General features: G+C 48.1%; 23 protein-coding genes. 10 read left to right on the top strand and 13 right to left on the bottom strand.

Going from position 1 to position 21,139, the window contains the following annotated elements:
• Positions 1-137: 137 nt before the first annotated feature.
• Positions 138-1,205 (bottom strand): peptide chain release factor 1, encoded by a 1,068-nt coding sequence (gene prfA, locus CSHOW_RS00515; protein WP_002949504.1) that lies wholly within the window; start codon positions 1,203-1,205, stop codon positions 138-140.
• Positions 1,206-1,216: 11 nt separating this feature from the next.
• Positions 1,217-1,483 (bottom strand): 30S ribosomal protein S20, encoded by a 267-nt coding sequence (gene rpsT / locus CSHOW_RS00510; protein ID WP_002949506.1) that lies wholly within the window; start codon positions 1,481-1,483, stop codon positions 1,217-1,219.
• Positions 1,484-1,852: 369 nt separating this feature from the next.
• On the opposite strand from rpsT, the gene glmM reads away from it, so the two are divergent.
• From glmM to hemJ, 4 genes are all read left to right on the top strand, one after another.
• A complete protein-coding gene (glmM, locus tag CSHOW_RS00505; protein ID WP_002949509.1) occupies positions 1,853-3,196 on the top strand; it encodes a phosphoglucosamine mutase in 1,344 nt (447 codons plus the stop codon).
• Entirely contained in the window at positions 3,189-3,719 is a 531-nt protein-coding gene (locus CSHOW_RS00500) for a signal peptidase II (RefSeq protein ID WP_002949510.1), read from the top strand. The genes glmM and CSHOW_RS00500 overlap by 8 nt, the downstream gene beginning before the upstream one ends.
• On the top strand, positions 3,709-4,071 hold the full coding sequence (locus CSHOW_RS00495) for an NINE protein (RefSeq protein ID WP_002949511.1): 363 nt from the start codon (positions 3,709-3,711) through the stop codon (positions 4,069-4,071). The genes CSHOW_RS00500 and CSHOW_RS00495 overlap by 11 nt, the downstream gene beginning before the upstream one ends.
• A 339-nt stretch (positions 4,072-4,410) precedes the next feature.
• A complete protein-coding gene (hemJ, locus tag CSHOW_RS00490; RefSeq protein ID WP_002949512.1) occupies positions 4,411-4,845 on the top strand; it encodes a protoporphyrinogen oxidase HemJ in 435 nt (144 codons plus the stop codon).
• A 189-nt stretch (positions 4,846-5,034) separates the two neighbouring features.
• Here hemJ and CSHOW_RS00485 read toward each other — a convergent pair whose 3' ends face one another.
• A complete protein-coding gene (locus tag CSHOW_RS00485) occupies positions 5,035-5,289 on the bottom strand; it encodes a helix-turn-helix domain-containing protein (RefSeq protein WP_002949513.1) in 255 nt (84 codons plus the stop codon).
• Between the two features lie 97 nt (positions 5,290-5,386).
• Here CSHOW_RS00485 and CSHOW_RS00480 point away from each other — a divergent pair, with 97 nt between their 5' ends.
• Genes CSHOW_RS00480 through CSHOW_RS00470 form a run of 3 tightly spaced genes read left to right on the top strand, consistent with a single transcriptional unit; the run spans position 5,387 to position 7,807 of the window.
• Complete coding sequence (locus CSHOW_RS00480; protein ID WP_002949514.1) at positions 5,387-5,965, top strand: TerD family protein; 579 nt, start codon at positions 5,387-5,389, stop codon at positions 5,963-5,965.
• Positions 5,966-5,974: 9 nt separating this feature from the next.
• Positions 5,975-6,793: a TerD family protein gene (locus tag CSHOW_RS10325; protein ID WP_002949515.1), complete on the top strand. Its 819-nt coding sequence runs from the start codon at positions 5,975-5,977 to the stop codon at positions 6,791-6,793.
• A 9-nt stretch (positions 6,794-6,802) separates the two neighbouring features.
• Complete coding sequence (locus CSHOW_RS00470; RefSeq protein ID WP_002949516.1) at positions 6,803-7,807, top strand: TerC/Alx family metal homeostasis membrane protein; 1,005 nt, start codon at positions 6,803-6,805, stop codon at positions 7,805-7,807.
• A gap of 154 nt (positions 7,808-7,961) precedes the next feature.
• Here CSHOW_RS00470 and CSHOW_RS00465 read toward each other — a convergent pair whose 3' ends face one another.
• The 8 genes from CSHOW_RS00465 to CSHOW_RS00430 all read right to left on the bottom strand — a co-directional run bounded on the left by CSHOW_RS00465 (position 7,962) and on the right by CSHOW_RS00430 (position 15,530).
• Positions 7,962-9,098, bottom strand: coding sequence for a trans-sulfuration enzyme family protein (locus CSHOW_RS00465; protein ID WP_002949517.1), 1,137 nt, complete (start codon positions 9,096-9,098; stop codon positions 7,962-7,964).
• 15 nt (positions 9,099-9,113) lie between these two features.
• Positions 9,114-9,848 (bottom strand): amino acid ABC transporter ATP-binding protein, encoded by a 735-nt coding sequence (locus tag CSHOW_RS00460; protein WP_002949518.1) that lies wholly within the window; start codon positions 9,846-9,848, stop codon positions 9,114-9,116.
• Positions 9,848-10,516, bottom strand: a complete 669-nt coding sequence (locus CSHOW_RS00455) for an amino acid ABC transporter permease (protein ID WP_171992799.1) — start codon at positions 10,514-10,516, stop codon at positions 9,848-9,850. The genes CSHOW_RS00460 and CSHOW_RS00455 overlap by 1 nt, the downstream gene beginning before the upstream one ends.
• Positions 10,517-10,522: 6 nt before the next feature.
• Positions 10,523-11,275, bottom strand: a complete 753-nt coding sequence (locus tag CSHOW_RS00450) for an amino acid ABC transporter substrate-binding protein (protein ID WP_002949520.1) — start codon at positions 11,273-11,275, stop codon at positions 10,523-10,525.
• 41 nt (positions 11,276-11,316) lie between these two features.
• A complete protein-coding gene (locus CSHOW_RS00445) occupies positions 11,317-12,075 on the bottom strand; it encodes an amino acid ABC transporter substrate-binding protein (RefSeq protein WP_002949521.1) in 759 nt (252 codons plus the stop codon).
• A 473-nt stretch (positions 12,076-12,548) separates the two neighbouring features.
• Entirely contained in the window at positions 12,549-13,337 is a 789-nt protein-coding gene (gene proC / locus CSHOW_RS00440) for a pyrroline-5-carboxylate reductase (RefSeq protein ID WP_002949528.1), read from the bottom strand.
• Positions 13,334-13,963: a hypothetical protein gene (locus tag CSHOW_RS00435; protein ID WP_002949529.1), complete on the bottom strand. Its 630-nt coding sequence runs from the start codon at positions 13,961-13,963 to the stop codon at positions 13,334-13,336. The genes proC and CSHOW_RS00435 overlap by 4 nt, the downstream gene beginning before the upstream one ends.
• Before the next feature lie 307 nt (positions 13,964-14,270).
• Positions 14,271-15,530: a glutamate-5-semialdehyde dehydrogenase gene (locus CSHOW_RS00430; protein WP_002949531.1), complete on the bottom strand. Its 1,260-nt coding sequence runs from the start codon at positions 15,528-15,530 to the stop codon at positions 14,271-14,273.
• A gap of 187 nt (positions 15,531-15,717) precedes the next feature.
• Here CSHOW_RS00430 and nhaA point away from each other — a divergent pair, with 187 nt between their 5' ends.
• A complete protein-coding gene (gene nhaA / locus CSHOW_RS00425) occupies positions 15,718-16,899 on the top strand; it encodes a Na+/H+ antiporter NhaA (RefSeq protein WP_002949532.1) in 1,182 nt (393 codons plus the stop codon).
• Positions 16,900-16,912: 13 nt separating this feature from the next.
• On the opposite strand, the gene CSHOW_RS00420 is transcribed toward nhaA, so the two are convergent.
• Together CSHOW_RS00420 and proB are read right to left on the bottom strand one after the other, a co-directional pair.
• Complete coding sequence (locus tag CSHOW_RS00420; protein ID WP_081451812.1) at positions 16,913-17,521, bottom strand: hypothetical protein; 609 nt, start codon at positions 17,519-17,521, stop codon at positions 16,913-16,915.
• 220 nt (positions 17,522-17,741) lie between these two features.
• A complete protein-coding gene (gene proB / locus CSHOW_RS00415) occupies positions 17,742-18,869 on the bottom strand; it encodes a glutamate 5-kinase (protein WP_002949538.1) in 1,128 nt (375 codons plus the stop codon).
• Positions 18,870-19,045: 176 nt separating this feature from the next.
• On the opposite strand from proB, the gene CSHOW_RS00410 reads away from it, so the two are divergent.
• Both CSHOW_RS00410 and CSHOW_RS00405 read left to right on the top strand, forming a co-directional pair.
• Complete coding sequence (locus CSHOW_RS00410; RefSeq protein WP_002949540.1) at positions 19,046-20,053, top strand: ABC transporter substrate-binding protein; 1,008 nt, start codon at positions 19,046-19,048, stop codon at positions 20,051-20,053.
• Positions 20,043-21,074, top strand: coding sequence for a FecCD family ABC transporter permease (locus CSHOW_RS00405; RefSeq protein WP_002949542.1), 1,032 nt, complete (start codon positions 20,043-20,045; stop codon positions 21,072-21,074). The genes CSHOW_RS00410 and CSHOW_RS00405 overlap by 11 nt, the downstream gene beginning before the upstream one ends.
• Positions 21,075-21,139 lie beyond the last annotated feature (65 nt).

The raw sequence follows: 21,139 nt of genomic DNA, 5'->3' as shown, positions 1-21,139 counted from the left end.
ATCCAGCTTGGCGCTTAGTAAATTCGACTACTTTGCGCATTTTTTACTCGGCTTTTCGTGCGAGTTAAATTTTACATTCAAATTTAACGAAAACAGCGTGTCAAAAATGCCAAATTTTGAGTTAATTTTAGAGCTTTTTACAGATCGGCGTCCGAGATTGCTTCAGCTTGATAATGCGCAATCAGCGGCTCAATAATCTCGTCGAAAAGCCCTGCCGCCATTATCGCGTCAAGGCGGTAAAGCGTCAAATTTATGCGGTGGTCGCTGATGCGGTTTTGCGGGAAGTTGTAGGTGCGGATACGTCCCGAGCGGTCGCCCGTGCCGACTTGGCTTTTGCGCTCGCTGGTTTCTTTGGCTAGGCGCTCTTCTTCTTGTATCTCGTAAAGGCGCGCTTTTAACACTTTCATCGCGGCTTCTTTGTTTTTGTGCTGGCTTTTGCCGTCTTGGTTTGTGACGACTATACCCGTCGGGATGTGAGTGATGCGCACAGCCGAGTCCGTCGTATTTACCGACTGTCCGCCGTGACCGGAGCTGCGCATAACGTCGATACGAAGGTCGTTTGGATTTATCTCGATCTCGCTATCTTCGACCTCGGGCATGATAGCGACGGTGACTGCAGAGGTGTGTACGCGGCCTTGGCTTTCGGTCTCGGGTACGCGCTGGACGCGGTGAGTACCGCCCTCAAATTTGAGCCTCGAGTACGCCCCCTTGCCCTTTATCAGCAAAATAATCTCTTTAAAGCCGCCCGTGTTGCCCTCGCTTTGGCTAACGATCTCGAATTTATACCCGCGAAGCTCGGCGTATCTGGTGTAGGCATTAAACAAATCGCCCGCAAAAAGCGCAGCTTCGTCTCCGCCCGTTCCAGCGCGGATCTCTAAAAATACGTTTTTATCGTCGTTGGGATCTTTTGGAAGGAGTAAAATTTTAATCTCTTCTTCGAGATTTTCTTTTTGGGATTCGAGATTTTTGAGTTCGTCTTTGGCTAGCTCGCCAAGCTCGGCGTCATCGAGCAGAGCCTTGTTCTCCTCGATATCCGCGAGAGTTTGTAGATAGGACTTTGCAGCCGAGGCGATATCTTCTAAATTTGATTGCTCTTTTGAGAGCTTTGTCATATTTGCGATATCGTTTGTGATAGACGGATCGCTAAGTAGACGAGAGAGCTCGTCGTAGCGATCCAAAAAAGGCTGCAGTTTGTCGGCTAACATTAAAATTTAGATTAAGCAGATAGTTTGTTTACGAGTTTTGCGAGGCGTCCTACGCGGCGAGAAGCTGTTTGTTTTTTCAAAAAGCCCTTGCTAACGAAGCTGTGGAAATCTTTGTTTGCCACTTTAAACGCGTTTAACGCTGCTTCTTTATCGCCTGCCTCAACGGCTACGCGCACGGCTTTAGTGATATTTTTAAGCCTAGTGCGGTAAAATCTGTTTCTTTCAGTCCTTTTGATAGTCTGTCTGGCTCTTTTTTCAGAAGATTTATGGTTTGCCATAATGTCCCTTTTGTCATAATTTTAGTCCGTGATTATATAAAAATCAGTTTTAAAATCCGCTTAATTTAAGTAAAATTTAAAGCGAGGAAATTTACAACTTAAATTTGGATATTTTTTGATAAAATAGGTCGGAAATTTAATAAATTTATGGAATTTGCCAAGCAAAAAGCTGTCTGGCAAATTCTGCGGTGCAGTATTTTGAGATGGATTTGAATGTTGTACGGAAATTTTCGTCCCAAGGCTAGACAAGTAGTCTGCCGCAGGGCGAAAATTTTAAACTCATTCAAAACCAGCGTAGCGACGCCGCAGGCGGGGTTTCTATAAAGATGCTCAAAAGACAAGCCGATATAAGCCATAAAAGGAAAGATAATGAAACTATTCGGTACCGACGGCGTCCGCGGCAAAGCCGGCGAAAAACTATCCGCCGCAACATCCATGCGCCTTGCTATGGCTGCAGGGATATATTTTAGACAGTTTGCGTCGCATACGAACACTATTTTACTAGGCAAAGACACGCGCAGAAGCGGCTACATGATCGAGACCGCCATCGTCGCGGGGCTCACGGCCGTAGGCTACAACGTCCGTCAGATCGGCCCGATGCCTACTCCTGCGATCGCGTTTCTCACCGAAGATATGCGCTGCGACGCGGGCATCATGATCAGCGCCTCGCACAACCCGTACTACGATAATGGTATTAAATTTTTTGATAGCGAAGGCAATAAACTGGGCGAAGAGGCCGAAGCGCAGATAGAAAAGATTTATTTTGACGACGCGCTCATCGAGAGATCGCAAAAACAGATGCTAGAAATCGGCGCCGCAAAGCGCATCGACGACGTCATCGGCCGCTATATCGTGCAGATCAAAAACTCATTTCCTAAAAACCTAAGTCTGCACGGATTGCGCGTGGTTTTAGACGTCGCAAACGGCGCTGCTTATAAGGTCGCTCCGACTATCTTTAGCGAGCTGGGAGCTGAAACTATCGTCATAAACGACGAGCCAAACGGCAGCAACATAAACCTAAACTGCGGCGCGCTCTATCCGCAAAATTTAGCCTCCGAGGTCGTGCGATTAAGGGCCGATCTGGGCTTTGCGTTTGACGGCGACGCCGATAGACTCGTAGTCGTCGACGAGCGTGGCGAGGTGGCAAACGGCGATAGTTTGCTAGGCGTCATGGCCGCATTTTTACAAGAAAACAAAGCCCTAAAAGGCGGCGCGGTCGTGGCTACCGTGATGAGTAACGCCGCACTTGAAGACTACCTAAAATCCCACAAAATCAAGCTCCTGCGCGCAAACGTCGGCGACAAATACGTGCTTGAAAAGATGAAAGAAAACGGCACGAATTTCGGCGGCGAACAAAGCGGTCACATCATCTTTAGCGACTACGCCAAAACGGGCGACGGGCTTGTGGCGGCGCTACAGTTTGCGGCACTGGTGCTAAAAAAGGGCAAAAAAGCGAGCGAAATTTTAAGCGAGATAAAACCGTATCCGCAAATTTTACTAAATTTAAAGATAACCGAGAAAAAGCCGCTTGAAAGCATCGCCGGACTAAAAGAGCTTGAAGCAAGCCTCGCAAAGGAGGGCATCCGCTCGCTATTTCGTTACTCTGGCACCGAAAACCTCATTAGGCTTTTACTCGAAGGCAAGTGCGCCGACGCGCTAAAAACCCGCATGGACGAGGTCGAGAAATTTTTCGTAAAAGCGCTAAATGGCTAAAATTTTAGGCGTTTTTTTTGCGGCGTTTTTCGTCGTTTTTGCGCTAGATCAGGCGGTCAAGCAGATATTTTTGGGCGGTTTTTCGTGGCAGGGCGAGTACTTTTCGCTAGTGCTTGCATACAACCGCGGCGTGGCGTTTTCGATGTTTGCGTTTCTTGGGCAGTGGCTCAAATTTATCCAGCTAGCGCTGATCGCAGGCGTTTGCGGTTATCTGCTTTGGCGGCTTAAGCGCAAATTTGACGCGCGGACTGCGGCGAAAACGGAGCCAAATTTGACCCAAGATAGCGAAAAAAAGGAAATTTTAGAGGAGCACGCGCTAGGAGCGGGTATAATCCTGGGCGCGGGTAGTTCAAATTTGCTCGACCGCTTCGTTCACGGCGGCGTCGTGGACTACGTCTACTGGCACAAATGGTTTGAGTTTGCAATCTTTAACCTCGCAGACGTCATGATCGACGTCGGAGTCGTACTCATACTCTGGCAGAGCTTCGCCGCGGGACGAAAAGGGGCTAAAAATGGGCGATAACGTTTATATAGCCTACGCGCTTTGGCTGCTTACGGGCTGGTTTGGCGGGCATAGATTTTATCTGGGCAAATTCGTGAGCGGCTTTGCGATGATGGCGCTGTTTTTCATCGGATATAGCCTAGCTTGGGCGATCGTAGGTTACGTATTTTGGGCGCTTTGGGGCGCGTGGTGGCTCTTTGATCTGCGCTTAACCGGCGCGGCCGTCGAGAAAAATCAGAAAAAAGAAGCGCTAAAGGATAAGCTGCGCGCGCAAGACCTCGAGGAGCGGCTTAGACGCCTCTACGAGCTGTACGAGAGCGGCGCGATAAGCAAAGAGGAATTTGAAGCTAGAAAAGAAATTTTGCTAGGGTGAGGCTCGGTTAAATTTACGAGAATTTGATCGATTTTCTACTCACAAATGGTCAAATTTGGCATTTTCAAGATGCGGGTCTCGGTGAATCAAATTTGTAAATTTGACTTCAAATTTGAATAGAAAAAAGATAAGGCGTAGGATTTTTCTACTTCGCTGCGCTCGTAGCTTTTCAAGAAGTTCTAGACGAGGCGCTTTTAAATTTGGTGACGGGAGTTACCTGGTCGGTAATGACCGAGCCAAATTTTAAAGCCTCTGCTTGCAGTTGCGACCGCAAGGGAAGCAAAGCGAAGTATAGGGCAAAAAGACAAGCCGCTAAAATAAAAATCAAAAGGAGAAAAAATGGCAGAGTATTACAACCTCATCAAGTATTTCCACTACTTGTGCTTCATCTCGTGGATGGCGTTTTTGTTCTATCAGCCGCGCCTCTACGTCTACCACGCGGAGAATATGGACAAGCCGGACTTCGTGCGCGTCGTCGAGGTGCAGGAGTACAAGATGTACCACTACATCGGCTGGGTCGCGCTTATCGGCACGTTCTTGACGGGCATTTTGATCATCGTCGCGATGCCTGAGCTTTTGCGTAGCGGCTACATGCACGTCAAGCTCACAGTCGTCGTTATCCTCGCGGCGTTTCATCTGGATCTTGGCCGCTACATGGTGCAGCTACGCGAGAAACGCTGTAAAAAAAGCGGTATGTTCTTTCGCGCTTACAACGAAGTGCCGACTATCGCGATGGTCATCATCATCTGGATGATGGTGTATAAGCCGTTTTAACCGCGATAAATATGCGTTCCGAGGCGGAGCGAACCTGCTTTGTCTCGGGATCGAGAAGTTAAATTTATTCTTATATTTTTTGAATTATATCTTGCAAATTAGGCGTATAAAATTGGCGCCTAATTTTGATTTTATTCGATCAAATTTAGACCTTGGCCACATAAAAGACAATAATCCAAAATTAAATCGCTAAAATTTAAAAATCTCTCCGACCTCTACATTTAAAATTTTTGAAATTTTATAAATGTGCTCAAGGTTAAAATGCTTATCATATCGGCAACTCTCGCAGTTTGAATAAAATGCGACCGATTTTATATCCATGCTTAAAGCCATATCGAGCTGACTAATGCCTTTATTTTCACGCAACTTGCGGACGTTTGTAGAAATTTGCAGATAAAAATTTCGTATCTCGTCGGCGCCAAAAAAAGCTAAATTTTCGCCCATTATTTTTATCCTATAGGTAAAGTTAAACTTAAACTTTATTTAGATAAAATCTACAAATCTATATCCTATAGGATAAATAATTTTCAAGGAGGCCAAAATGGCGGTAAATTTATCAAAGGGCGGTAGAGTTAGTTTGAGCAAAGAGGCTCCAGGGCTAAGCAAAATTTTAGTAGGACTTGGTTGGGATACGAATACTAGCGATACGGGAGCGGAATTTGACCTGGATGCAAGCGCGTTTTTAGTAGGAGCTTCGGGAAAAGTAGAAAACGATAAGAATTTCGTCTTTTACAACAATCTAATTAGCGCGGACGGCTCGGTAGTTCACACCGGCGATAACCGCACGGGCGAAGGCGAAGGCGACGATGAATCCATAAAAATAGACCTAGCTAAAATTTCGCCGAGCGTCAAAGAGATCGACATAGTCGTCACCATCCATGAAGCAGTCGCTAGAAGGCAAAATTTCGGCATGGTAAGAAATTCGTTTATGCGAATCGTCGATGAAAGAAGCGGCAAGGAAATAGCCAGATACGATTTAGAAGAGGATTTTTCTACCGAAACCGCAGTATCGTTCGGTAAAATTTACTTTAAAGATAACGAGTGGCGCTTTGCAGCTAATGGAAGCGGCTTTAAAGACGGACTAGTCGGATTTTGCAGGCAGTTTGGACTGGACGTATAGGGGCAAGCCATGGCGATAAATTTGGTCAAAGGACAAAAAATATCGCTCGCCAAAGACGACGGCGGGCATCTGCACAGCTTTTGCGTAGGAGCGAACTGGGGCGCCATAACCGAAAAGGGATTTTTTAGAGATAAGATAAAGCCGGTGGATTTAGACTTAAGCGCTGCTATGTTTGACTCAAACAAACAGTTTTGCGATGTGGTTTATTTCGGTAAAAAATCAGCCCCGGGCGTATTTCATAGCGGCGATGACTTGGTCGGAGACGTAGGGGGCGACGACGGACTGGATAACGAAATAATCAGCGTCGATCTTAGCCGTTTAAACTCAAACGTAGAGCAGATATTTTTCGTGCTAAATTCTTATAATCAAATCGACTTTGATAAAATTCCGTTTGCTAGCATTAGACTTTACGAAGGTACGCCCACGCGCGTAAATAAAGTCTTTGCGTCGTATAATATCGTACGATATAGCGCATTTGCATATAAGGTTGCGATGATTTTAGGCGCATTTGAGATAGAGGGCGGTTACGAGATCCCGCCCTCGGCGCAAACTTACGGCAACGCACCTGTAATAAGCGATGAAATGATGCAAGAGTGCGTAAAAATTTACAACAAAGCGCTTGCGATAGAAAGAGCGTTAAATTCTACTTTCGTAAATCGGTATTCAAGCGAAGAGGTAAATTTATACAATCAAAACGTCCGTATGCATTCGCAGCTCATAGACTGGTTTAACGCAAATTGCGCCGGCAAGCAATCATACTCGGCATGCAAAGCGGCGCAAGAGCTAAACCGCCAAAGAGGGCTTCCCGAGCAAAGTTGCGGGTATTAAGGAGAATTTTTGGATAGTTTAGAATTTCAAACAATGATCGTTTTTATCATATTTGCCGTGGCGGCATTTGCGATAGACTTTTTTGCGCACAAAAAAGACGAAAAAATCTCGCTCAAACAAGCCACACTTTGGTCTATTTTTTGGATAGTCGTTTCCGTAGCCTTTGGCGGATATCTGTATTTTGCGCGCGGAAGCGAAACGATGAGCCTATATTTTGCAGGGTATATTTTAGAAAAATCGTTATCCGTAGATAATTTATTTGTTATGATGGCAATATTTTCTTGGTTCAAGATTCCTGAAATTTACCGTCATAGAGTGCTGTATTTCGGCATTATAGGCGCAGTTATATTTAGACTCGTCTTTGTAGCCGTCGGAACGAGTCTACTTGGGATTTCTCCGTGGATGGAGTTTGTTTTTGCTGCCATGGTAGCTTATAGCGCGGTAATGATGATGAAAAAGGATGATGATGAAGAGGAGATGGAGGATTATTCAAATCACCTAGCTTACAGGGCGGTTTATAGATTTTTCCCTGTTTTTCCGCGTCTTCTAGGGCATAGCTTTTTTGTAAAAAATAACGAGATTTCGACTCAAATTTCAGCAGACGAAAAGGCAAAACTGCAAAATCAAATTTCCAAACTAAACGCCAAATGGATAGCTACGCCGCTATTTTTGTGTCTTTGCGTTATAGAGCTTAGCGATGTTATGTTTGCTTTTGATAGCGTTCCGGCCGTCATCGCCGTTAGTAAAGATCCGCTTATCGTTTATTCGGCGATGATTTTTGCGATCTTGGGGCTTAGAACGCTTTACTTCGTACTAGAAGCGCTAAAAGACTACTTGGCGTATTTAGAAAAAGCCGTTATAGTACTTTTATTTTTTATCGCGGCAAAGCTCGCCCTAAACGCGTCGGCACATATCTTTCATAACGGATTCGAGATTTCGGCGCAGGCTAGCTTGTGGGTCATTTTGGCCGTTTTAGGCATCGGGATTTTTGCTAGTTTGTTTAAAGCAAAATAGCCACGGACTGATTTGCCGACAATTTATAAATTCGTCCGCCTTGGCGCCGGGTGCCGCTTTAGCAAACTAGGCGCACCCATTTTGCCCGCCTAGCCAAGGCTAAATTTGATAAATTTAGCCCGAGCGATAAAGGGCGCCAAGACGGCAAGCAAAGTTAAATTTTAGCCTTATTTATCGCCTGAGCTATATCCGCGATCAAATCATCCGAATTTTCGATACCGACGGCAAGGCGTAGCAAACCTTGCGTAATGCCGATTTGGGCTTGCAATTGCGGCGAATAGGACTCGTGCGTCATCGAGGCCGGGTGGCAGATCAGGCTCTCAACGCCGCCAAGGCTCACGGCTAGATCGAAAAGTTCCAAGCTTTTGGCAAAAATTTTATAGTCGTATTTTTCGTTTAGCTCTAGGGATATGAGTGCGCCGATACCGCTGGCTTGGGAGTTTTGTATACTTTTCTCCTCCGGCGAATACGAGCCTGCATAATGTACGGTTTTGACGGCTGAGTTTTTTTCTAGAAATTTTATGATTTTTAGAGTATTTTCGCTTTGCCTATCAAATCTCACGCTAAGAGTTTTAAGACCCCTTATTAGATTATAAGCATCGGCAGGGCTTAGCGTCGCGCCTAGAGTATTTTTCATGAAAGCTATACGCTCGGCTAGCGCATCGTTGTCGGTCGTTACGACTCCGGCGATTACGTCTGCATGCCCACCGATGTATTTCGTCGCGCTATAAACGACGATATCGGCACCAAATTTGAGGGCTTTTTGATAGTACGGCGTCAAAAAAGTATTATCGACGACGACAAGCGCGCTGTTTTTACGAGCCAGTTCGGCTAGTCGCGCGATATCCGTTACTCGCAGCAGCGGATTTGACGGCGTCTCGATAAATATCATCTTAACGTCCTCGTCCAAACGAGAGATTTTATTTAGATCGTCGACGAGTTCAAATTTGATCCCAAAATTTGCGAAAATACCGTTTGCGTAGCGGTAAGTGCCGCCGTAAACATTGCTGTTTAAAAGCACTTTGTCGCCGCTTTTTAGCAGATTAAAAACCGCCGAGGTCGCCGCCATGCCCGAAGCTAGAGCAAAGGCGTATTTGCTGTCTTCAAATTTAGCAAAAAGCTCTTCAAATGCATTTCGCGTCGGATTTGCGCTACGAGAATAAGCATACTTTTGAAAGTCGTCCAAGCCATCTTGCGCAAACGTCGTGGCTAGATAAATAGGCGGAACGACCGCGCCGTGAGGGTTGTTTTTAGCTTCGATACCTTTTACGATTAGCGTATCTATTTTCATTTTTTTCCTTTAAATTTAAAAATCCATCGCCGAGATAAATTTGACTATACGCGGCGAATCGCTGCTGAAAAATTCCTCCGCCGTACCGTCAAATTCGATATTGCCGCGCTCTAAAAATAAAATTCGATCCGCGACTTTGCGAGCGAAGTTCATATTATGCGTGACGATGATGAGCGAGTCGCGCTCCTTGCTAAGGCTGCCGATGACCTTCAAAACCTCGGCCTCAAGCTCCGGATCAAGCGCGCTCGTAGGCTCGTCCAAAAGCAAAAAATACGGCTTCATCGCAAGCGCTCGCGCTATCGCCACTCGCTGCGACTGGCCGCCCGAGAGCCTGCTTGGATACTCGTGCTCCTTGCCCTTTAGCCCGACCTTTTCAAGTAGAGCCAGGGCCTCAATTTCTGCCTGCTCTTTCGGGATTTTAAGCACCTGCACGGGGCCTTCGGTTACGTTTTGTAGAGCCGTTAGGTGTGGAAATAGATTAAAGCTCTGAAAGACCATCCCTGTGTGCTCGCGAAACGGCAACATATCTTTTTGCGAAATTTTACCGGCGAAATTTATCTTATCGCCTCCAAGCTCAAGCTCGCCGCCGTCCGGAATCTCGAGTAAATTTATGCAACGCAGCAGGGTTGATTTACCAGAGCCCGAGCTTCCTAAAATAACCGTCGTTTCGCCGTCTTTAAATTCTAAATTTAAGCCGTTTAAAACGACATTATCGCCGAATTTCTTAGTCAAATTTTTAAATTTTATCATCACACGTACCTTGAAAATCTCTTCTCGAGCTTAGCTTGCAAAAACGTCAAAAACGTGCATACTATCAAGTAAAAAAGCGCGGCGAGCACGTAAAGCGTGAGCGGATCGAAGGTGCGAGCGGCGATGCGCTGAGCGACCATAAACATATCGACCATCGTGATGGAAGCCGCGAGCGAGGTGTCTTTTAGCGTGCTGATAAAGATATTTGAAAGCGGAGGCAGCGAGATACGAGCGGCTTGCGGAGCGATTATACGGCGTAAAATTTGCGTATAACTCATCCCAAGCGCCGTAGCGGCTTCCCACTGACCTTTAGGTACCGAAAGTACGGCCGCTCTGACGGCCTCGGAAGCGTAGGCGCCGATATTTAGGCTAAAGGTGATAATAGCCGCGCTCCAGACATCGAGCGTAACGCCCACGATCGGCAGACCGAAATATACGATAAAAAGCTGCACCAAAAGCGGCGTGCCGCGAAATATCCAGATATAAAACTCGCTAAGTTGCTTTAAAATTTTGATATTTGCTATGCGCGCGATCGCCGTTAGTATCGCGATAAGAAGCCCGAGTGAAAAGGAGATCGCCGTAAGAGGCAGCGTCACCTTTATCATCGCTAGCGCCATAGGTTGTAGCGAGCTTAACAAAAGCTCGCTTATACGGTCAAATTCATTCATCGCCATCTACCGCGAGACATCTTTGCCGAAATACCTGATCGAAATTTCAGCCAGCTTGCCTTCGTTTTTTAGCTCCTCTATCGCTTTGCTGATCTGCTCCGCAAGCTCCGTATTGCCCTTTTGCACGATAGGCGCGGTATAGTCGGTATCGCTTCCCTCGGCGGCTATCTTAACCGGAGCGCCCGGGCGCTGTTTGATGAAGTCGTAAAATACGATATTATCGCGCACGACGGTATCTACGCGCTTGCTAACGAGAAGCTCCATGCTCTTGCTAAAGCTATCGACCGTGACGTTTTGCGCTCCGTAGCTAGCGGCCACCTTCGCCCAGTTGCTGGTAGCGGAGTCTGCATTTTTCTTGCCTTTTATATCATCAAAGCTTTTGATATCGTTGTTATCTTTATGCGTGATGATAGCGCCATGTACGACCGTATAGGGCTGTGCATAGTCGTATTTTTTCTTGCGTTCGTCAGTAACGCTTACTTGATTAAATACCGCATCGGCCTTGCCCGCATCAAATGCCGCAAGCATCGCATCCCACGGAGCGGTTAAAAACTCGATCTTTAAATTTAGCTTCTTAGCGACTTCGCGGGCGATATCGACGTCGTAGCCCTTTAGTTCGTTTTTATCGTCGTAGTATGAAAACGGCGCATAGGTGCCTTCCGTAGCGATCGTTAAAACGCCCTCTTTTATGGTTTTGGCGTTTAAATTTAGCGTCAAAAACGCACTCAGAGCCAAAATTTTTAGTAGTTTTGAAACCATCTTTTATCCTTTAAATTTAGTTGCTTTTATGCGAGTAAAATTTACTCCGAGATATCTTTACCGAAGTATTTGACCGAAATCTCTTTTAGCTTGCCTTCGCTTTTTAGCTCGCCAAGAGCCTTGTTTACGTCGTTTACGAGCTCTTCGTTACCCTTTTTTACTATGGCTGCGGAGTAGATCGGCTCGCTACCGCTAGCGGCTATTTTTAAAGGTGCGTTTGGACGCTGATTTATGTAATCATAGAAGGTCACGCTATCGTTTATCGTCGCATCCGCGCGGCGGCTAATAATGAGCTCTACGCCCTTGCTAAAGCCGTCTACAGTGACTATCTGCGCGCCGTATTTTTGCGCGATACCGGCCCAGTTGCTAGTCGCCGAATGCGCGCTTTTTTTGCCTTTTAGATCTTCGAAGCTTTTAATTTCATTATTGTCTTTATGCGTGACTAGCGCGGCGTAGGCGACGGTGTAGGGAACGGTGTAATCGTATTTTTTCTTACGCTCGTCCGTGATACTTACTTGATTGAATACGATATCGGCCTTACCCGCATCAAATGCCGCCAGCATCGCATCCCATGGAGCTTCGACGAATTCCGCTTTTAAATTTAACTTTTTAGCCACTTCGCGTGCCACTTCTACGTCGTAGCCGGTTAGCGCGTCGTTTTTATCGTGGTAGGAGTAGGGCGAATACGTGCCTTCGGTCGCGATTTTCAAAACGCCGTTTTCGAGAGTTTTTGCATTTGCGCCGGTTAAAAGAGCGAGGCTCGCCAAAGTAAGTAGAGAAGATTTTAGTAGTTTTTTCATTTTTTATCCTTTTTAAATTTATCGTTAGCTATTCATCTAAAAAGGTCCGCGAGTGCGGAGTTGAAAATATCTTTTTAAATGTTTAGCGACCTGCTAAGCACTTAAAGAGATATTCGTGCCTAGCGCCCTAGCTTTTCATTTCGCAACAACACATGTCGCACATATCGTTTTTCATAGCGTACCTTTCGAGTAAAATTTGGCGGTGATTTTATGCAAAAAAAGTTTAAGATAAAATAAATTTATATCAAAATTTCGGATTTTATTTTTTTAAATGATATAAATTTTAGATACAAAATCGGCTCAAATATCGACAGGGCCGAGCTATAAGTTAAATTTTAAATTTCATGGAAATTAAAATTTTGATTAATCTTTTTAAATTTAAGTCGCAATCCAGAATAGATCGCGTCTATAAGTAAAAATCCACGCCTTTAAACTCCAAAAATCATTTCTAAGCGTCGACTAAAGCAGTAAATTTACTTGCCTCTCGCTTTTTTCACGCATGCATCCACCGCATCCATCACCGCCGCGCGAAACCCGCCTTTTTCCAGCGCTTTGACCGCTTCTATCGTCGTACCGCCGGGTGAGCAAATTTCGTCTTTTAAGGCTGCAGGATGTTTGCCACTTTTTAGCATGAGCCGCGCAGAGCCCGCGACGCTAGCTGCGACGGCTTCATACGCCAGCGCTCTAGGCAGCCCCTCGAGCACTCCCGCGTCCGCCGTTGCCTCGATAAACATAAAAACATAGGCTGGCAAGCTACCCGCGATACCCGTAAATGCGGCAAATTTAGCCTCCTCCAGCTCATAAACGGCGCCGAAATTTTCTAATATCTCTCGCACCGCCGCCCGCTCGTCCGCGCTTAAATTTTCGTTAAAACACAGCGCGCTTACGCCCTCTGCGATTGCCGCGGGAGTGTTTGGCATCGCGCGCGCGACCTTAGCCTGCGTGCCCAAAATTTGCGCGCTTTGCTCCAGGCTAAAACTCGGCGCAAGCGTGACTACAACCTTGCCTCGCGCTGCGTCTTTTATCAAATTTAATATACCCTCATACGCCGCGGGCTTGGTCGCTAGCACCGTGATATCGGCCGCCGACGCGACCGCAGCCTCGCTCTCGCAGGCATTTACGCCGCACTTTTCGCGCAGAGCCGCCGTTTTGCTCCTGGCATAGACAAATACTCGCTCGCCGCCCAGCCTTTGCGCCAAATTTTCGATCATAGCGCCGCCCATATTTCCGCCGCCGATAAAGCCGATTTTAGGATTTTTCATTTTGCCGCCTTTCTTAGAGCTCCGATTTTGACCGCCTTGCCGGCAAGCGCCTCGCGTATCGCGATATTTTCCGCCCAGATGGCGCCCGTGACCTGCCCCGGCGCCAAGATATAAACGCCGCCCGTCTCGGCCTCGTCGCTAGCCTTAAAGTCGTTGCCCGAGATCATCTCGTACGTATCCTTCGTGTCGTTTTCAAATTTGATCGCCGCTTTTAGCGTCGGCGCTTCGCCCTGTTTTGCCGCGCCCGCATACTGCTCGAGTACGTTTTTACTAAGCCTGCCGTAGACGCCGCCGTCTGGGCTTAGATATATCCGCACGGCGCGCTTGTCCGAGTTTTTGCCGCCCTTTTCGCCCTTGCCGACGCTCACGCTCATCTCGTAGGCGGTTTCACCCGTCGGAAAATCCTTAAATTTAGCGTCCGGGACGAAAATGCGAACGTTGTCCGTTACCGTCTTCGTTTCGTGCGTCTGCGGCGTTATGCCAGTTAGCACGATCGTGGATTTCACGTCTGCGCCTTTATCCGAAACAAGCGTAGAGATCGGCACGCGCGTAAGTAGCGTCGTCTCGTAGCAGCCGCTAAAAATAAACGCCGCGGCAAAAGCAAAGATAAATTTTAGTTTTTTCATCGGTTTCCTTTAAATTTACGCCGATTTTAGCATAAATTTTGCCTTGCGTGCCTGTGCGCCGACTCGCGATGGGTCAAATTTCATCGCCGAAAAAGTCGCCGCCCGCGTCGCAAATCTAGGTATCTTGCCGCACCGAAAAAATACTAATTCGGTTTTAAATTTGACCCCAAATTTAAACGCAAAACGATAAGGCGAAGTATTTTTGTCATAGACGAGGCGGATAAGCAAGGGCAAAGGAGCGTATATGTAATACGCGACTACAGCCCGCAGCGAAATCGGGCGCTGTATATGACAAAAAGACAAGCCGCTAACGAATTTGCCCGCCTCCGCGGACGACGTATTTATAGGTCGTGAGCTCCCTCACTCCCATCGGCCCTCTGGCGTGTAGTTTTTGCGTGCTTATGCCGATCTCGCCGCCAAATCCAAACTCGCTGCCGTCGCTAAAGCGCGTCGAGGCGTTGGCATAGACGACCGCGCTGCCGACTTCGTTTAAAAACCGCTCGACGTTTGCGTAGTTCTCACTTAAAATTGCGTCCGAATGCCCGCTGGAATGCGCGTTTATAAAACTGATCGCCTCCTGCGTATCCCGCACGGCGCGCACGGCTAGCACGAGATCCAAAAACTCGGCGCCAAAGTCGCTCTCGCCTGCGAGCTTTACGTTTGTCGCGCCGCACAGTTCCGCTTCGCACTCGCCTAGTAGCTGCTCGCTCACGCGAAACTCGACCTCCGGCATTTCGTGCATAAGCCACGGTAAAATTTCGCCCGCTATGCGCTCGTGCAAAAGCACGCACTCTACGGCGTTGCAGACGCTTGGACGCTGGGTTTTGGCGTTTTTGACTATCCTTACAGCATCGCTTAAATTTGCGCTCTCATCGACGAAGATATGACACACCCCTGCACCGGTCATTATAATCGGCACGGTCGCGTTTTGCGCGATAAAATCTTTTAAGCTTTTGCCGCCGCGCGGTATCAAAACGTCGATATACTCGCTCATTTTCGCCATTTGCGCTACGACTTCGCGTTCGGCGCTCTCCACGAGCTGTACGGCGCCGCCCGGTAAGCCGAATTTCGCCCCCGCCTCGTTAAATAAATTTACTAAAAAAATATTTGAATTTAGCGCGCTGGCACTGCCTCGCAGGATCGCCGCGTTGCCGCTTTTTAGCGCCAGAGCCGCCGCGTCAATGCTGACGTTTGGGCGGCTCTCGTAGATGATACCAAGCACCCCCAGCGGCACGCGCACGCGGCTGATTTGCATGCCGTTTGGATGGCTCCATCCGCCTAAATTTTCGCCCACAACCTCTGCAAAGCCCGCCACCTCGCGCACGCCCTGCGCCATAGCCTCGATGCGAGCGTCCATTAGCCTTAGACGATCGAGCAATGCCGCACTAAGCCCCGATTTCTCGCCGTTTGCAAGGTCTTTGGCGTTTGCCGCTTTTATCGCGGCCTTTTGCGCGAGCAGCTCGTCCGCCACGGCATTTAAAATTTCAAATTTAGCCCTGCTATCAAGCCTCAAAAGCTCGCTACAAGCGGCCTTTGCGCGCTTACAAATATCTAAAATCTCGTTCATTTTCTCTCCTTAATTTATAAAGCGCCCTCTCTTAGGCGCAAAGAAGTAACAAGACAAAGCAAAATTTAGCGATGCGTCTACCAAATTTTAGCTTTAAATTTGACCTGATTATAGCTAAATTCGCCCAAATTTCATGCGGCCGTAAAAATACGCTATAATCTTTAAAATTTTATGAAAAGGAGGCAAAATGGGCGGGATAAAAGAGTTTTTAAAACACGAAGCTAGCGGCGGGATTTTGCTGATGATCGCTACGGTCGCGGCGCTGCTATGCCAAAACACGTTTTTGAGCGATTTTTACAACGAATTTTTAAAGACCAAATTTACCGTGAGCTTCGGCGAATACGGGCTAAGCAAGCCGCTAATCTTGTGGGTGAACGACGGGCTGATGGCGGTATTTTTCTTTCTCATCGGACTTGAGCTAAAGCGCGAGGTGCTGGAGGGCGAGCTAAAAAACCCGTCGCAGATCGCACTGCCCGCTATCGGCGCGGCCGGCGGCCTGATAGTGCCTGCGGTTATCTTTTATCTTTTTACTAAACACGACTCCTTCGCGCTTGGCGGCTGGGCGATACCGACTGCGACCGATATCGCATTTGCTCTGGGTATCTTGAGTCTGCTTGGGCCGCGCGTACCGACTAGTTTAAAAATTTTCCTCATGACGCTAGCCATCGTCGACGACCTCTGCGCGATCGTGATTATCGCGCTATTTTACACGAGCGAGCTTAGCGCCCAAATGCTTGCGGTCGCGAGCGTTTGTCTAGGCGCGCTTTTTGCGCTAAACAGACTCGGCGTAAAGAGCAAAGCGGCGTATCTAATCGTAGGCGCGGTGATGTGGGTAGCGGTGCTAAAATCGGGAATTCACGCCACGCTTGCGGGCGTCGTATCGGCCTTTTTCATACCGCTTAGCTTTAAAGATGAGCCCGGCAAATCGATGCTAAAAAGCATCGAGCACGACCTGCACGGCTGGGTGGCTTTTGGCGTGCTGCCGATATTTGCCTTCGTAAACGCAGGCATCTCGCTGCGAGGCGTCGGACTGGACGAGATTTTATCTCCAGTCGCGCTAGGCACGGCACTGGGGCTTTTCGTCGGCAAGCAGATCGGGGTATTTTCTTTTAGCTTTTTAGCGATCAAATTTAAGCTAGCCAAGCTACCGGAAGGCTCAAATTTCATCCAGCTTTACGGCATCGCGGTGCTTTGCGGCGTAGGATTTACCATGAGCCTTTTCGTTAACGGCTTAGCCTACAACGACACGGACGCCTTTGCCTACACGGACAAGCTCGCTATCTTGCTAGGTTCGGTAGTTTCGGGCGCGGTCGGATTTATATTGCTAAAATTTAGCACTGAAAATCCGGGCGCGATAGAAAAACGGTAGCGAGCAAAACGGCTCACTCCCGCCGGTCGCCTCGTAATCCATAAATCAAATCGCACGCTACGTGCGCAAAACTCGCAAATACAAAGCCGATACCCAGCCTGGCGGCCAGGTTGTAAAGCGCGCTGTCGTTTGCAAGGGCGTAGGCGTCAAACCGCACGTAAACGCCCCATCTGCCGCCCATCCCCTCCGGCGCAAAGAGCAGCCCGCTAAAGGCGAGAAAACAAAATCCGCCGAGCAGAACAAACGCCGCCGTAAGTTTGACTAAATTTACCCGCCTAAAATCCTCTTTGCCGTAGTTTAGGCAAAAAACGGCCGCGAAAAAACACAGCCAAAAACACGCGGCGCAGGCGTAAAAGGCTACGACTTCGATTTTTAATCCGTTTTTAGCCAAATCATCCAAAAACGGCGCAAAAACCCGCACGGCGCGGATAAAGCCCGGCCAAAAATTCGACCGAAAAATCTCTTCCGGGCTTAAATTTAGCGCCCAAACTCCAAGCGCGGCAAAAAATATGACTCCGAGCGAAAACGGCGCCCAGCCTGCTAAAATCACTCTCTCAAACAAGCTTTTACGCGCCGCAGGGTCGCGCCCGAATTTCGCTTTCGCCGCTTCTTTTTCATTCATCGTTTTCCTTAAATTTATCCATATTTTAAAGCGCGCTCAAAAATCAACCGTCAAATTTAGCGGCGACCGCGCGGTTGGTTTAGACAGTCAAATTTGATCAAATTTAGCCGCCACGTCCGCTTAAATTTCATCCACCATGCAGAAAAATTTGCTCTAAATCTAGCGTAAATTTGACACGCTCGAGGCTAAATTTAGCCGCCAGCAAACCATCAAATTTAACCTAAATCAGCGCGATGTTGTCGATATGCAGCGCCTCGTCCTCGTATTTGTATCCAAGAGCCGCCTCGATCTCCTCGCTCTTGCGCCCTTTTATGAGGGCTAGCTCGGCCGAGGAGTAGTTTGTTATGCCGCGAGCTAGCAATTGGCCGCTTGCGTCTTTGATAGCTAGCGTTTCGCCGCGCTCAAACTCGCCAGTCACCTCGCAGACGCCGACTGCTAGCAGGCTTTTGCCCTCTTTTAGCGCCTTTGCCGCGCCCGCGTCGATAGCGACGGAGCCTTTGTCCGCGGCGGAGTAGGCGAGCCAGTATTTACGCGAATTTATCCTATTTTTGCCCGCCAAAAAGAGCGTCCCGACCTCGCAGCCCTGTGCTGCTCGCACGATGTTTCGCGGGTCGGCGCCGTTTGCGATGATGAGGTGTGTGCCGTTTTTGGTCGTCATCTGGGCTGCGGTGATTTTGGTGCGCATGCCGCCGGTGCCAAATTTACTGCCCTCCGCGCCCGCAGCGGCTCTAATGCTATCATCTAAATTTTCGACCAAATTTATAAATTTAGCGTCCGCAAAAATGCTGGGATTTTTATCGTATAGCCCGTCGATATCGGTCAAAATCACGAGCAAATCAGCTTCGATTAGTCCCGCAACCAGCGCGCTTAGCGTGTCGTTGTCGCCCACTTTTACGCCCCTTATTCCCTCGCCCACGACGGGGTCGTTTTCGTTGATGACGGGGATGATTTTTTTGGCAAGCAGGGAGCGCAGGACGCTGCGCATATTTAGGTAGCGGCGGCGGTCGCTAAAATCGTCCTTGGTTAGCAGCAGTTGCGCAATCGTCTTGCCGTGCGCCCAAAATAAAATTTGATAAAGATGTATGAGTGAGACCTGCCCGATGGCCGCAAGCGCTTGCTTTTCGACGATAGATTTTGGCTTGTGCGCGAGCTTCATCTGACCCATGCCAGCCCCCACGGCGCCCGAGGTTACGAAAACCACTTCCGCGTTTTCGTTTAGTTCGCTTAAATTTGCTACGATTTGCTTGATTTTGTCCTCGTTTAGCGAACCGTCCGCGTTTGCCAGCGTCGAGGTGCCGACCTTTACGACGATGCGTTTTACGCCGCCTAGAAGCTCTTTTCTATCCATTTTACCGCTCCGAAATTTTTGAAAATTATACCCAAAACGGCTTATTTTAAATTTTAGCTTTATAGCGCGGCGATGGCGCGAAATCTAGGTAAATTTAATCAGGCGGCGCGGAGGTTAAGATCGCATCTCCGCTTGAGAGGGTCGCTACGATCGACGACGGGTTCGTCGAGAGCGTCATGACACATCTTGGCGTGATCGACAAGGTAAAGCTCATCGGCTCGTGGTCTATGAAGAGAGACTACAAATACGACTTCACCACCAAAGCGGGTGAAGCTTATACGCTTCGCGGATGGAACGTTATGAAGTACCTCCATCCGTGGCTAAATGACCTGCCGTGCGTAAATTCGCCGCAAGGAAACGTCATAAATTTCGAGGCCTTAGCAAATGAAAATCCGCAGCTAGTGATCCTTCGTATCGGAGACTGCACGCTACGCGGCTCAAATAAAGACGCCGTAGAAAAAACGATCGCCACTATCGAAGCGCTAGGTATCCCGCTTGCGGTGATCTATGCTCCGAGGGGTGCTGAAATCGCAACGATGCAAGAGGAGATGCGGGTGCTGGGGGAGATATTTAGACAAAAGGACAAGGCTCTAAAACTCTTTGAATACCTCGACAAAACCCAAAAACTCGTGCAGGAGCGCACGGCAAATTTAAAAGAGGATCAAAAAGTCAGCATGCTCTACATGGGGCTTAATCCAAACATCCGCAAAAACGGCGGCGTGGCGAGCGCTTACGGCGTAAATACCCCCGAATCCTTCATCATCGAAAATATCGCGGGCGCTAAAAACGCATTTAGAGGCGACGGCTCAAACGTGATCCTAAGCACCGAGCAGCTCTACGCGATAGATCCCGACGTCATAGTGCTGCCGACCTCAAACGGCTATCATCCGGCAAGCGAGCTTTTAAATTCGGCAGATTTTGAAAAACTAGAGGAGCTAAAAGCGATCAAAAACAAGCGCGTTTACGCTATGCCGTGGTCGCCGATGAACTGCGCGCGCCGCGTGGAGTATCCGATAGATATCCTCATAATCGCAAAAGCGGCCTATCCGCAGCTCTTTTCGGACATCAAGGTCCATAAATTCGTCCTTGATTTTTACAAAGACGTTTACGGCGTGAGCGAGGAGCAGGCAAAGGCGCTTAGAAGCGAGCAAATTTTAGACTGGACGGTAGAGAATGACTTTTAAGCCCGGCGCTTTTAAGTCAAATTTACTATTTTTATTCGTTCTTTTGGGCGCGCTTTTAGTTTGTATGATCGCGGCGCTCATGCTCGGGGATTATAAAATTTCGATCGCTAAAATTTTAGACGTTTTAAATTTGAAAATTTTTGATATCCCCGCCGTAGGCATCTCCAAGATGGATCAGACCGTCATATTTGAAATCAGAATGCCTAGAATTTTAACCGCCGTGATAGTGGGCTTCGCGCTTTCAAATGCGGGCGCGATATATCAGGCCTGCTTTAAAAACCCGCTCGTTGAGCCTTTTATACTGGGAGCTAGCTCGGGCGCGGCTTTGGGCGCGGCGCTAGCGATACTATTTTCCGGCATATTTTTTAATATCTCTTTAAGCGCGTTTGTTTTTTCGTTTTTCGCGGTGTTTTTATCCTACACGCTCGCAAAAAACGGCGGCATAGTGCCCGTGGTGGGACTTATCTTGTCGGGCGTCATCGTAAGCTCGATATTTTCGGTGTGCGTATCGATCGTAAAATACGTAAGCGAGGACGCGCAGCTAAGAGAGATTACATTTTGGATGATGGGCGGGCTGTACTACTCCAAATGGCAAAGCCTAGGTGAGATCGCCTCGGTCACGGGAGTTTGCTTTGTAGCACTTTGCACGCTTGCGTGGAAGCTAAATTTACTAAGCCTAGGCGACGATCAGGCAAGAAGCCTCGGCATAAATCCCGAAAAATACAAGCTTATCTTTATAACGATCGCTACTTTGATGACCGCCGTATGCGTGGCAAACGTGGGCATCATCGCGTGGATCGAGCTCATCATGCCTCACGTCGCGCGCCTCATAAGCGGACCTGATAACAGATGGGTGCTGCCGCTATCGGGGCTCATAGGCGCTCTGTATCTACTCGTATGCGACACGCTCGCGCGCACGGTAGCGATGGCCGAGATTCCCGTGGGCATCATAACCTCTTTGGTGGGCGCACCCTTTCTCATCGCACTTTTAAGAAGCAAGGCAAAGGAGCTACTAAAATGATACTGCAAACGAAAAATTTATCCTTTAGCTACGGAGGATTCGGGCTCTAAGACGTAAGCATCGAG

It is taken from the genome of Campylobacter showae, from assembly GCF_004803815.1.
GTDB classification, from domain to species: domain Bacteria; phylum Campylobacterota; class Campylobacteria; order Campylobacterales; family Campylobacteraceae; genus Campylobacter_A; species Campylobacter_A showae.
The sequence above is the reverse complement of the archived record's forward strand: the minus strand, read 5'-3'. Positions and strand labels throughout refer to the sequence as shown.

Bases quoted from the DNA above. Each gene is read 5' to 3' on its own strand.
- prfA (WP_002949504.1), bottom strand. From the start codon at position 1,205: ATGTTAGCCGACAAACTGCAGCCTTTTTTGGATCGCTACGACGAGCTC.
- rpsT (WP_002949506.1), bottom strand. From the start codon at position 1,483: ATGGCAAACCATAAATCTTCTGAAAAAAGAGCCAGACAGACTATCAAA.
- glmM (WP_002949509.1), top strand. From the start codon at position 1,853: ATGAAACTATTCGGTACCGACGGCGTCCGCGGCAAAGCCGGCGAAAAA.
- CSHOW_RS00500 (WP_002949510.1), top strand. From the start codon at position 3,189: ATGGCTAAAATTTTAGGCGTTTTTTTTGCGGCGTTTTTCGTCGTTTTT.
- CSHOW_RS00495 (WP_002949511.1), top strand. From the start codon at position 3,709: ATGGGCGATAACGTTTATATAGCCTACGCGCTTTGGCTGCTTACGGGC.
- hemJ (WP_002949512.1), top strand. From the start codon at position 4,411: ATGGCAGAGTATTACAACCTCATCAAGTATTTCCACTACTTGTGCTTC.
- CSHOW_RS00485 (WP_002949513.1), bottom strand. From the start codon at position 5,289: ATGGGCGAAAATTTAGCTTTTTTTGGCGCCGACGAGATACGAAATTTT.
- CSHOW_RS00480 (WP_002949514.1), top strand. From the start codon at position 5,387: ATGGCGGTAAATTTATCAAAGGGCGGTAGAGTTAGTTTGAGCAAAGAG.
- CSHOW_RS10325 (WP_002949515.1), top strand. From the start codon at position 5,975: ATGGCGATAAATTTGGTCAAAGGACAAAAAATATCGCTCGCCAAAGAC.
- CSHOW_RS00465 (WP_002949517.1), bottom strand. From the start codon at position 9,098: ATGAAAATAGATACGCTAATCGTAAAAGGTATCGAAGCTAAAAACAAC.
- CSHOW_RS00460 (WP_002949518.1), bottom strand. From the start codon at position 9,848: ATGATAAAATTTAAAAATTTGACTAAGAAATTCGGCGATAATGTCGTT.
- CSHOW_RS00455 (WP_171992799.1), bottom strand. From the start codon at position 10,516: ATGAATGAATTTGACCGTATAAGCGAGCTTTTGTTAAGCTCGCTACAA.
- CSHOW_RS00450 (WP_002949520.1), bottom strand. From the start codon at position 11,275: ATGGTTTCAAAACTACTAAAAATTTTGGCTCTGAGTGCGTTTTTGACG.
- CSHOW_RS00445 (WP_002949521.1), bottom strand. From the start codon at position 12,075: ATGAAAAAACTACTAAAATCTTCTCTACTTACTTTGGCGAGCCTCGCT.
- proC (WP_002949528.1), bottom strand. From the start codon at position 13,337: ATGAAAAATCCTAAAATCGGCTTTATCGGCGGCGGAAATATGGGCGGC.
- CSHOW_RS00435 (WP_002949529.1), bottom strand. From the start codon at position 13,963: ATGAAAAAACTAAAATTTATCTTTGCTTTTGCCGCGGCGTTTATTTTT.
- CSHOW_RS00430 (WP_002949531.1), bottom strand. From the start codon at position 15,530: ATGAACGAGATTTTAGATATTTGTAAGCGCGCAAAGGCCGCTTGTAGC.
- nhaA (WP_002949532.1), top strand. From the start codon at position 15,718: ATGGGCGGGATAAAAGAGTTTTTAAAACACGAAGCTAGCGGCGGGATT.
- CSHOW_RS00420 (WP_081451812.1), bottom strand. From the start codon at position 17,521: ATGAATGAAAAAGAAGCGGCGAAAGCGAAATTCGGGCGCGACCCTGCG.
- proB (WP_002949538.1), bottom strand. From the start codon at position 18,869: ATGGATAGAAAAGAGCTTCTAGGCGGCGTAAAACGCATCGTCGTAAAG.
- CSHOW_RS00410 (WP_002949540.1), top strand. From the start codon at position 19,046: ATGACACATCTTGGCGTGATCGACAAGGTAAAGCTCATCGGCTCGTGG.
- CSHOW_RS00405 (WP_002949542.1), top strand. From the start codon at position 20,043: ATGACTTTTAAGCCCGGCGCTTTTAAGTCAAATTTACTATTTTTATTC.